The sequence below is a fragment of the uncultured Mailhella sp. genome, from assembly GCF_905187505.1.
Taxonomy (GTDB): Bacteria; Desulfobacterota; Desulfovibrionia; order Desulfovibrionales; family Desulfovibrionaceae; genus Mailhella.
This window is the reverse complement of the sequence record NZ_CAJJIC010000087.1, coordinates 1-10,086: the sequence shown is the minus strand read 5'-3', so window position 1 is coordinate 10,086 and position 10,086 is coordinate 1. Positions and strand designations below refer to the sequence as shown.

Here is a 10,086-nt window from a genome sequence, read left to right as displayed (position 1 = left end):
CGTTTATTATTCATGATGATGATGTAACAAAATATCAAAGCTCTGAAATTGAAGGGAATGGAAAAGCTACTACAGATACTGAAAGTCATACATTAAAGATTATATATAATAATAAAGATTTTACTGGGTATTTACAAGATGGAATAGTTGATCTTTATCATTATAATGATAATGGATGGGCTGAAGTTATACATGTTAATGTTGATCTTAATACTTTCGATGGAACGAATTATATATTAAGTAATATAAGAGATTGGGAGAATAAGGGCCTGAATAATGACATCACCGTCATAGTTACGGATCAATACGGCAATACGGCACAATATGAAATGCATGTGGACAAGCAGGGTGATGTCACGGCAGTAAGCGGTTCTGTTGACATGACCGGTACGGGAGATTCCGACAGCCTGTACGGCGGCAACGGCAGTGATACTCTGAATGGCGGCGAAGGCAACGACAGTCTGTGGGGATTTGCCGGCGACGACACCTTGTCTGGCGATGACGGCAACGACAGACTGTACGGCGGAGACGGCAAAGACACTCTGTACGGCGGTGCAGGCACGGACGTGCTTGTCGGCGGCAGCGGCGACGACACGCTGGATGGCGGAGACGGCAACGATGTGCTCATCGGCGACGGACAGGGAGGCTTTCAGGCGCTTATTGAAGGCACGGTCAACGCGGAAACCTTCCAGAAGTATCTGGATCAGCAGTCCGTGGCCGATCTTGACGGGCTCATCAAGAAGTATGACGCGATGGACTCGGAAGGCGGTGACGACAAGCTCTTCGGCGGAGCCGGTGACGACATTCTCATCGGCGGCGCGGGCAACGACTACCTCGACGGCGGCGACGGGCAGGATGTCATGTACGCCGGTTCCGGGGACGACGTGGTGGTCTACGACTCCAGCGACTACCTCATCGACGGCGGCAGCGGCATAGACGCGCTGCTTGTGGACAAGAGCGAGTTCACAGGTGACGACATAACCAAACTTCTCGGAAGCCATAGCGAGAAGGTGCAAGGTCAGCCTCTGGTCAACGGCTTTGAGCTCGTCATTACCGGAGACGGCATCGACAAGCTCGGCCTCACTTCCCTGAGCGATTTCGGCATCACCGTCAATCATGACGATGACAAGTCAAGCGTGACGCTGGGAGGACAGTGGACTAAACAAGCTGATGGAAGCTACACGACCCGCTTTGCCGATGCTTCCGGTCAGGATGTGAATCTTACCATGCACATCGACAATAATGCGGTCACCGTCATCGACAGCAGCATACAGGCCATGGTCGATCAGGCGGCCCAGAACATTGCCTATTCCAACGGCTGATGACTGAAGGCAGGGGGGAGAGGCCCGAGCGGCGTTCATCCCCCCCGGATTGCCGGATAAAAAACAACAGGGGGCGGAAGACACACTTTCGCCCCCTTTTTCATGGGTGCGGCGCGCTTTTGCGCGAGACTCATGCGGAAGGCATTGCCCTGCGGGGCGGGCGGGGATAATGATCGGAAAGACGATGACGCGGTGAGGACACATGAAATTTCTGTTCTGCAACGACAGCTATCCGGGGCTTTTCGGCTCCATGCCCGCACAACTGGCCTCCGACGCCGGAAACGAGGTGATGTTTCTGTCCTTTTATCCCCGGCAGGAGGCGGCCACGCCGGGCATCATGCATGCCCGGCTGAAAATAGACCGGGGAAGCGTGCCACAGGGAAAGGACTGGTATGAGGCGGAGTGGGAAAAGAGCGTCAAGGCTTCCGCGCAGGCCGGTCGGACGTTCTGCCGTCTTCGGGATTCGGGCTTTGTTCCCGACATCGTGCTGGTCAGATTCCACGCCGGGCTGACCCTGTTTCTCCGTCATGCCTTTCCCGACGCGTTCATCGTGCTCTACCCGGACGTCATCCGAAGCCGGGGCGATTCCGAAGAGAGGGCGGCCCGGATGCAGGCCATGCGGGACATACAGGTCAGTCAGATGGTCCGAAGCAATGTGTGCTTTGTGCAGAGCGCCGGGCAGAAGCGCCTTTTTCCGCCGCTGCTTCATCCCGTCATACGGGTATGCCGTCCCATGGTGGACACGGCGTTTTTCTCCCCCGGGCACGACGATCTGTCGCTGTTCTTCCCCGACGCCCGTCCGGGGGAGAAGGGCGAGCTTCTGACCTTTCACATGAAGGGCGAAAACGCGGTGGACCAGCAGATGGTGCAAATGCTGCTCGGGCTGCTCGTGCACCGTCCGGCGTGCCGCATTGCCCTGTCGTTCGGGAACAACGGGAGCAGAAGGCATTGGGAAGCGCTGCACGGGGCCCTTGCGGAAAACTTGCGCAAACGCCTGTTTCTTGCCGGAGGGCTCGACCGGAACCGCTACAGGACGCTTTTGAGTTCCAGCACCGTGCACGTCTTTCCTGAAATATCCTCGCTGCTCATACAGGAAGTGCTTGAAAGCATGAGCTGTGAAAGCCTGGTCATGGCCCCCCTTGCCGAAGACGGCGACGTGGTGAACCATGACACGGCGGTGGATTTTTCGGAAAAGGAGCCTGCCGCACGATTCAGGACCATCTGCCGCGTCCTGGACGACATGGAAGCCTTTGCCCCTGTACGCAGGAACGGAAGGCGGCTGATCGTGGAACAGTACGACGAGGCGAAGGGCATGCGCGCACACATCGCGCAGATTCTGAAAGCCTTTGAGGTCGCCGGAAACGCCGCAAAGTCCTGAGCCCGGCGGAAGTTCCTGACCCCGCCCCGACCGGGCCTCCCGATTGAGCGGTGCGGCGGATGGTCGCCTTGTCGTCGCTTTTTCGCGTCGTGCCTTGTCAGAGGGAAACGTCCCTTGAGGGGAGCGCCGCCGGGCCTGCCTGCTTCTGCGTGCCGATGCCGGGATGCATGGGAAATGCCCCGGAGGGTTCCGCCTTCTTTGTGACGCGGATTCCGGTTTTTGCGCGCGTCATCGTCATTGCCCGGCGTTTTTTGGGCTGCTTTTTCCGCAGCAGACGGGGAACCCCGGCGAAGCCGTCTTCGGGCGTCGCCCCGCATCGACCGTGAGCGGCCGGAGAGAAACGGGAGTCTGACGGACCTGAATCGACCTTCGAGCTTCGGTTCCCGCCGCTCGTCGTTCGTGAACGGCCCGGGCGCTGCCGAAAAGCCCTGCATCTGATGCCGCAGTCTGAAAGCGCAGGGCGGCATGGTTTGATGGCGAGCCCGGACGCGTTCAGAGGCGTGAGCGTTGAGACCGGCCGAAAAAAGACCCCGGTCCGCACAGGCGGACCGGGGCAGGGGACAGGCCTTTGCGCCGATTTCGGACGGCGGGGGAAGAAGAGGGGGCAGCCGGTTCTTCCCGTCTTGTCCGGCTGGCTGAGGCGGCGGCGCAAAGACAGAGGGACCGACAAATGAGCGGGAGCGTTCGCGCTCCGCGCGTTGTCGGAAACGTGCGGCGACGCCGGAAAAAGCGGCGGGCGGTTCGGCCCTGACCGCATCCGTTTTTCCGCAGAACTGCGGAGCGTCGCCAAAAGGCGGGGAGAGCGCCGGAAGCAGGGGAAGCGCTCTCCCGAAGCCCCACCGGCGCGGCTGGAGCCGGTGGAAATGTCTCATCATGTCCGTTCTGCAAAGAAAGCGCTGCGGCCCGGTTCCCGTTCATGCGGAGAACCGATTCCGGCCGCGCATGATACGCACGTCGTGCTGTCGCGGCATGACGGCATCCGAAAGAAGGGGCCGCGTGTTTCCGCGTCGATGACCGGGCGACGGGGACAGACGCCGTCCTCCGACGGCAGGCCGGTCGGGGCCGGTTGCAGACGGAACGTTCCGAACCTTTTTCGTCCGTGGCTTCTGAGAAAGGGACGGGCAGGGCCGGCGCTCGGGCTTCGCGTGAGGGATGCGTGGAAGAGCCCGGGCGGACTTCTTTCCTGCGGGAAAAGGCGGAGGCCTCCGCCGGACGGACCTCCGTCGCAGTCCGGCAGGTCACGGCAGCCCGGCAGGTTCGGCGGCCCTCGGAAGATAGGAGCTCCTCCTCGGAGCGCGGCGGGAACGCGTTGGAAAGTCGCGGCTCCGCAGCGGCGGGCGCATGAAACGAGGACGTTTCCGCAGGCCCGTCAGAGCGGGCGGAAACGGGACTCGGAGAAACGCCTTTTCCGGCAGTCCCCGGCGGCTGACGGGCAGGCTCAGTCTTCGGAGGCGTGACGCTTTTCCCAGAGGCGCATGTCCTTCATCTTCTTGCGGCGCACGCGCTGTATGCTCTTGCACACCAGGGGCGCGTCGCTCTTGATGCCCCATTTCCTGCGGTAGGAATCGGCATCGAGGCCGTGCTTGGCCAGGTGCTTTCTGGTGATGAGCTTGAAGGACTTGCCGCATTCCAGACAGGTGATGCTTTTTTCCCTGATGGATCTGGAGGGGGAAGGCATGGGCGCTTCTTCCTCTTCTTCGGCGTGAACGCCCGATTCCAGATCTTTCAGGCTGGAGGCCAGCGTACGAATCATGGCCACCATTTCTTCTTCCTGCATGACGCGCACGGAAGACTGTGCCTTGACGAGTTCGATGGCCTGTTTCAGATAATCATCCATGATGTTGTTCCTCCAGAGGGTTGACATGGGAAAGAGGGCGCTTTCGGGGGCGTCCGGAGTGTTCGTGCGGGCGATCCGGTGGAGAGAAACCCGGATCGCCCGATGCGGGCCGCATCCTTCAACCTTGAGGATGCGGGGGCCGGGGCCGGCGTGCGGACCCGGAGACATGGGGTGCAAGGCCGCAGTTCGTCGCGCCGTTTTTCTGCACCCACATTTCAAAGAGAAGGCGGGACACGAAAATGGCCGTGAACATGGAAGCCAGAATGCCGAGCGCCAGCGTGACGGCAAAGCCGCGGATGGGCCCGGTGCCGAACTGATAGAGCACGGCGGCCGTCAGCAGCGTGGTGAGATTGGAATCGAGAATGGAGCTCTGCGCCTCGCGAAAGCCCGCGGCGACGGCCCGGCTCATGGAGAGCCCACGGCCTATTTCTTCGCGTATGCGCTCGAAGATGAGCACGTTGGCGTCCACGGACATGCCGATGGTGAGCACCACGCCCGCAATGCCCGGCAGAGTGAGCGTGGCGCCGAACAGACCGAGTCCGGCAAAGAGCAGGCTTATGGTGAACACCAGCATGACGTTGGCAAGAAGCCCGGCCATGCCGTAGCACACCTGCATGACCACCATGACGCCCAGAGAACCCACCGCGCCGGCCACGAGGCCCGCGCGTATGGAATCCGCGCCGAGCGACGGGCCCACGGTGCGTTCCTCCTGCACGGAAACCTTGGCCGGCAGCGAGCCGGAACGCAGCACCACGGCCAGATCCTGCGCTTCTTCCGTGGTGAACGAACCCGTGATGCTGGCCTTGCCGCCGCTTATCTTCTGCTGGATGACGGGCGCGCTCTGCACTACGCCGTCAAGCACGATGGCGAACTGCTGATGGATGAGCTCTTCCGTCACGCGCTCGAACTGATCCGCGCCGCGCGTGCTGAACTGTATGGCCACGCACGGCTGATTGCGTTCGTCGAAGGCGGGACGCGCGTCGACGATGTCCTGACCGGAAAGCAGCGGTTCCCTGTCGAGCACCAGACCGCCGGAAAGATCCGTGCGCGAGGCGCTCGTCCACGCGCGCGTGCCCTGGGCCAGCGGATACCACGCCGCGCCGGGAGGCAGAACGCCCGTGGCGGAAACGTCGCGCCGCACGCGGTGGAAGGTGAGCTGGGCCGTGCGTCCTATGAGCTGGAGGGCGCGGCCCGTGTCGGTGACGCCGGGAAGCTGGATCTGAATCTGATCGTCGCCCTGGCGGCGGATGTCGGGCTCCGCCACGCCGAAGGCGTCGATGCGGCCGCGAAGCGTGCGTATGGTCTGTTCCATGATGCGTTCGCGGAGCTGTTTTTCCCATTCGGGGCGGAAGGAAACAAGGAGTTTTTCCCCGGATCCGGACGAGATGACAGAACCGACTGCCATCTGTCCGAATCGGTCGCGCAGCAGGTTGGAGAGTTGTTCGATTCCCTCGTGTTTGAGCGGCACGAATTCCAGCGTTCGACCGTCGGCATGACGGAGGAGGCGGGTCCTTATTCCCGCATCGTTGGCGCTGGAACGGATATCCTGCCCCATAAGGGACAAAGATTGGGAAACGGCCTGATCTATGTCGGCGCCGAGCGTGAGGTTGATGCCTCCGCGCAGGTCGAGCCCGAGGCGTATGGGATTGGGCAGCCACGCTTCGGCAAAGCGCGGCAGAGAAACGAAATTGACGGATATGCAGGCGGCGCATGCCAGAGCCACCAGCACCGTGACGCATGAGCGCCAGCGCAGGGAACGCATGAGAAATCCTCGCGGAGCGTTCCGGCGGCAGGGCGCCTGTCGTCGTCGCGCAGGGAACGCGGTCGCGCACGATGCGGCGACCGGAACTGCGGACGCAATGACTACGCCGTTCGGAAGGAAAAGACCGGAATGGAACGCTCGAAACGTAAAGTGCACACAGAATGCCTGTTCTTCGTCGCGGGGACGGAACAGGGACTCAAGCCGTGACTAGACGTTCGACGCGGAGGGAGGGGCGAGGGAGAACCAGTGAATGAGCCCGTGACTTTCCGGCGGACAGGCGCGCACTTCAAAGTGTTCCTGAGCGCAGAGGAAAAAGTCGGGCAGGGGAGGCACGGAAGGAAGCGCCGCGGGCGAGACGCCGCCGTCGGGTCCGGAAGAGGCGTTCGTCTGTCGTTTGCCCGGAGAGCGCAGAGGCGTTCCGTCGGAATCGGCAAAGGTCTTGAGCTGGGATACGGGATTGCTGATGCCGCTGATGGCGAGCGTGAGCGTGGACATGCGGAAGCTGTCCATCTCCTGGTGCTCGTCAGCCTGCCCCTTCATGGGCATGATGAGGACGCAACAGATCATCAGGAGCATGAGCCTGATGCCGATAGAAAATCTTTCCGTCGCGCCTTTCATCATGTTTCAGCCTTTCGTCGTTAGTTTGACTATGACTTCTTCCCACGCTTTGTCAAGGGCTGCAAAAGGCAAAGAAGGAAATTAGTGCCAGTCCCGGCACACGTCCACCCAGCCCTGCGAACCGGAACATTCTTCGAGTTCCGGCAGCGTGAGCTCTATGCTGCTGTTGGCGCTGCCGCAGGCGGGAAACACGCTTTCAAAGCGGCGCAGCGAAACGTCGAGGTACACGTCCGCGCCGTCCGGCACGCCGAAGGGACACACGCCGCCCACGGCATGACCCGTGCGGGCCTCCACCTCTTCGGCGGGCACCATCTTCACCTTCTTCACGCCGAAGGCCTTCTTGAACCGCGAGCTGTCCACACGGGCGTCGCCCGCGGCAAGGAGAAGTATGGTCCGTTCGCCGTTCAGAAAGGAAAGCGTCTTCGCTATGCGGCCGGGTTCCGTGCCGAGCGCTTCTGCGGCCAGTTCCACGGTGGCGCTGGAGTGTTCGTGTTCCTGAACGTCCTTGTCCTTGTTCCAGCGCCTGAGATGCGCCTTTGCTTTTTCCAGAGACATGGCGGCTCCCTAGGCGGAAATGAGCATGAACCACGAGGCGGCCATCATGACGGCGTAGAGCGCAAAGCCCGCGGCAAGAAGCACGGCCGCAGGACCGGCCAGGCTTCGCCACAGAGGATTGCCGCGAAAGCCCGTGCGGCTGCGCCACAGACCGAGCGCGGCCACCGCTCCGTAGAGCAGCGAGAGAAGAGGCCACGCGAGAAACGCCGTGGAGCCGTACCAGGTATGCGGATCAAGCGCGGGATACACGATGCGGCTGAACAGAAGATGTCCCACGAGCGGAATGGACACGCAGAACGTCCAGAAGGTGATGGTGAGCGAAAATTCGCCGTGCATGAGACGCTTGATCACGTTGCTGCGTTCGGGCCGCATGCCGTTGCCGCCGCCCGCGGCCGAAAACAGTTCCGCGGCGCGTCTGCCTGCGCCTTTTCCGGGGGAAGTCTGGGCCATGGTTTCTCCTGTCAGTGCTGCCTGCCCAGAAGATCACGCAACTGACGGGGCAGGTCGAGGTCGAGGTCCTTGGAGGATAGGGGGCGTCTGGCATCTTCTCCGGCGAGCGAGTAGCGGGGGGCGGCAAGATCGCCCTCGAGACGCACGGGCAGGGAGGCGCTGCCGGGCATGAGCACGGAGCCGGAAGCGTCTATCGTCCTGGCCACGAGGTCCACGTCGCCCGAGCCGGAAAGCGAGAGTCGGGGAGCCTCCAGCGTGAGCCTGTCCACCGTGACCTGACCGTTCTTCGCCGCAAAGGAGAGGAACAGACGGTCGAAACGGTTGGTGGAAAGCAGGTTGCCCGCCAGCGGAATGCTGGAAGGCAGAATGCTGAACGCCGTTTCCACCTGCGAGGACGTGAGACTGCCCTTGCCGCTCAGCGAAGGCAGACCCCGCGACGTGGTGAACGAGACGGATGCGTTGATGGAACCGCTGCCCGAAAGCAGAGGTCGATCGGCAATGGCGCGGGACAGATCGTCAAGGTTGGCCTGAGGCACGCTGAAGTTGGCGGAAAGCCTCGACGAAAGCGGCGTGGTGGGCAGCATGACCATCTTCATGGCCGCCGTGACCGGGCTGCCGGCCAGAATGCCGGAGAGCGGATTGAATTCATAGGTGCCGTTCTGTCCGGCAAGGCGCGTGTGCACGCTTTCCAGATGCACGCGGTTCCAGCGCACGTGATCGGCGTCGAGCTGAAGATTCACGCGGGGCCAGCGGGTGAAGTCGCGGTTCTCCAGCTTCTTGGGCGAGTCTGAGGGCGAGTTGCTGCGGTAGTCGTCGATGTCGAGATCGCCGAGCTTGAGATCCCCCGTGATGACGAAGGGATTCGGCGAAATGGTGAGATTGCCGCTGTAGGTGAGATCGTCGGCCTTGCCCTGAATGCCGGTCATGGTCATTTTTCCGCCGGACCAGCGCATCTGCGCGCTGAAGGCGCAGTCGCTGAAGATGCTCTGATCGGCAAAGGGCAGCGGATGATGGATGATGGCGCTTATGCGTTGCGGATCGCCTTCGATTTCCACCTTGAGCGAGGCGTCCCCGCGCACGGGATCGCTGTACATGCGCGCAAGGGAATCCACGCTGCCCGAGGCCGTGGCCGAGAGATCGGGCCCCTTGAAGCGCAGCTGGGAAAGGGTGAGGGCGTCGCTGTCGAAATCGTAGTCGAGCTCGCCGGAAAGGTTGAGATACTCCCGGAAGGACACCCCGTTGCCCGGGGTGAGCATGGCCTTTTCAATGGCGAAGGAGGCCTTCTTCTTGTCGAGCAGGGCGGAACAGTTGAGCTCCACTCCCGCGTGGAAGAAGGGCGAGGAGGCTTCGATGTCGGTCTGCAGATTGAACTTGGTGGCCGTGCCGGGATGCACGTTGGTGGCGCTCAGCGTGACCGGAGAGAAGACCACCGTGGAGCCGTCGGGCTGGATGAGACAGACGCGGCCACGGTTGATGCTGATGTTGTCGGGCGCGATGCGCAGCGCGTGCAGTATGGTCTGTATGAGATCGTCGAAGTCGCGCCGGTGCTCCACGCTGGCGGGAATGCCGTCGAGATACTCCATGAGGGGCTTCTTGAGCCGCATGGTCAGATCGAGATCGTCCACGGAGAAGTTCTTGATGCTGAACTTGCCCGTGAAAAGCGCGTGGGAGGAAATCATGACCGAGGCGCGGCTGAAGCTGAACTCGAGCGAGCCGTCGGGACTTTTCCAGGAGCTGGCGGCAAGTTCCAGTCCGCGGTTGGGGAAGAGCGTGAGTTCGGGCGCCTTTTCCGTCACGAGGGGCGCGCCGGTGCTGTTTTCCACATAGGCGTTGAACTTGTCGATGATGATGTCGCTGTTTGTGGCCACCAGCGCGAAGAGGCCGCCACCGGCCACAAGCACGAGAAGAACGAGAACAAGGAATATTTTTCGCAGCATCTGATCATCCGGCGAACAGTTTATTGGTCTACACTATACAGAATCGGCAGATGGGGCAAGTCCCTTCGTCCGGGCGGCGTGGCGGAAGGAAAAAGAGAAGGGGCAGAGGAAAAGACGACGGGGATGAAGCCGTGGCGGAGAGGGAACGACGGGGCGGGGGAACGACGCTGCGGGGGAAGCTACGGCAGGGGGGACAGAAAAGGCAGAGGAGAGAAGGGCGGGGAGGG

General features: G+C 61.6%; 8 protein-coding genes. 2 read left to right on the top strand and 6 right to left on the bottom strand.

What is annotated here, in order from left to right; translation table 11 throughout:
- The first annotated feature begins 335 nt into the window (after positions 1-335).
- Entirely contained in the window at positions 336-1,322 is a 987-nt protein-coding gene (locus QZZ60_RS08300; protein ID WP_295640422.1) for a calcium-binding protein, read from the top strand.
- A gap of 202 nt (positions 1,323-1,524) precedes the next feature.
- Positions 1,525-2,700, top strand: a complete 1,176-nt coding sequence (locus tag QZZ60_RS08295; protein ID WP_295640420.1) for a hypothetical protein — start codon at positions 1,525-1,527, stop codon at positions 2,698-2,700.
- A 1,438-nt stretch (positions 2,701-4,138) separates the two neighbouring features.
- On the opposite strand, the gene QZZ60_RS08290 is transcribed toward QZZ60_RS08295, so the two are convergent.
- The 6 genes from QZZ60_RS08290 to QZZ60_RS08265 all read right to left on the bottom strand — a co-directional run bounded on the left by QZZ60_RS08290 (position 4,139) and on the right by QZZ60_RS08265 (position 9,859).
- Positions 4,139-4,537 carry a MucR family transcriptional regulator gene (locus tag QZZ60_RS08290; protein WP_295640418.1) on the bottom strand — a complete coding sequence of 133 codons (399 nt, stop codon included), beginning with the start codon at positions 4,535-4,537 and terminating at the stop codon, positions 4,139-4,141.
- Between the two features lie 118 nt (positions 4,538-4,655).
- Positions 4,656-6,299 carry a protein translocase subunit SecD gene (gene secD / locus QZZ60_RS08285; protein WP_295640416.1) on the bottom strand — a complete coding sequence of 548 codons (1,644 nt, stop codon included), beginning with the start codon at positions 6,297-6,299 and terminating at the stop codon, positions 4,656-4,658.
- Between the two features lie 207 nt (positions 6,300-6,506).
- The gene (locus QZZ60_RS08280) at positions 6,507-6,866 is read right to left on the bottom strand and encodes a hypothetical protein (protein ID WP_295640414.1); all 360 of its coding nucleotides are present in this window, start codon (positions 6,864-6,866) and stop codon (positions 6,507-6,509) included.
- 132 nt (positions 6,867-6,998) lie between these two features.
- Positions 6,999-7,472: a YbaK/EbsC family protein gene (locus tag QZZ60_RS08275; protein WP_295640412.1), complete on the bottom strand. Its 474-nt coding sequence runs from the start codon at positions 7,470-7,472 to the stop codon at positions 6,999-7,001.
- A 9-nt stretch (positions 7,473-7,481) separates the two neighbouring features.
- Entirely contained in the window at positions 7,482-7,922 is a 441-nt protein-coding gene (locus tag QZZ60_RS08270; protein ID WP_295640410.1) for a hypothetical protein, read from the bottom strand.
- An 11-nt stretch (positions 7,923-7,933) separates the two neighbouring features.
- The gene (locus tag QZZ60_RS08265; protein ID WP_295640408.1) at positions 7,934-9,859 is read right to left on the bottom strand and encodes an AsmA-like C-terminal region-containing protein; all 1,926 of its coding nucleotides are present in this window, start codon (positions 9,857-9,859) and stop codon (positions 7,934-7,936) included.
- Between the last annotated feature and the right edge of the window lie 227 nt (positions 9,860-10,086).

Bases quoted from the DNA above. Each gene is read 5' to 3' on its own strand.
- secD (WP_295640416.1), bottom strand. From the start codon at position 6,299: ATGCGTTCCCTGCGCTGGCGCTCATGCGTCACGGTGCTGGTGGCTCTG.
- QZZ60_RS08290 (WP_295640418.1), bottom strand. From the start codon at position 4,537: ATGGATGATTATCTGAAACAGGCCATCGAACTCGTCAAGGCACAGTCT.
- QZZ60_RS08280 (WP_295640414.1), bottom strand. From the start codon at position 6,866: ATGATCTGTTGCGTCCTCATCATGCCCATGAAGGGGCAGGCTGACGAG.
- QZZ60_RS08275 (WP_295640412.1), bottom strand. From the start codon at position 7,472: ATGTCTCTGGAAAAAGCAAAGGCGCATCTCAGGCGCTGGAACAAGGAC.
- QZZ60_RS08295 (WP_295640420.1), top strand. From the start codon at position 1,525: ATGAAATTTCTGTTCTGCAACGACAGCTATCCGGGGCTTTTCGGCTCC.
- QZZ60_RS08270 (WP_295640410.1), bottom strand. From the start codon at position 7,922: ATGGCCCAGACTTCCCCCGGAAAAGGCGCAGGCAGACGCGCCGCGGAA.
- QZZ60_RS08265 (WP_295640408.1), bottom strand. From the start codon at position 9,859: ATGCTGCGAAAAATATTCCTTGTTCTCGTTCTTCTCGTGCTTGTGGCC.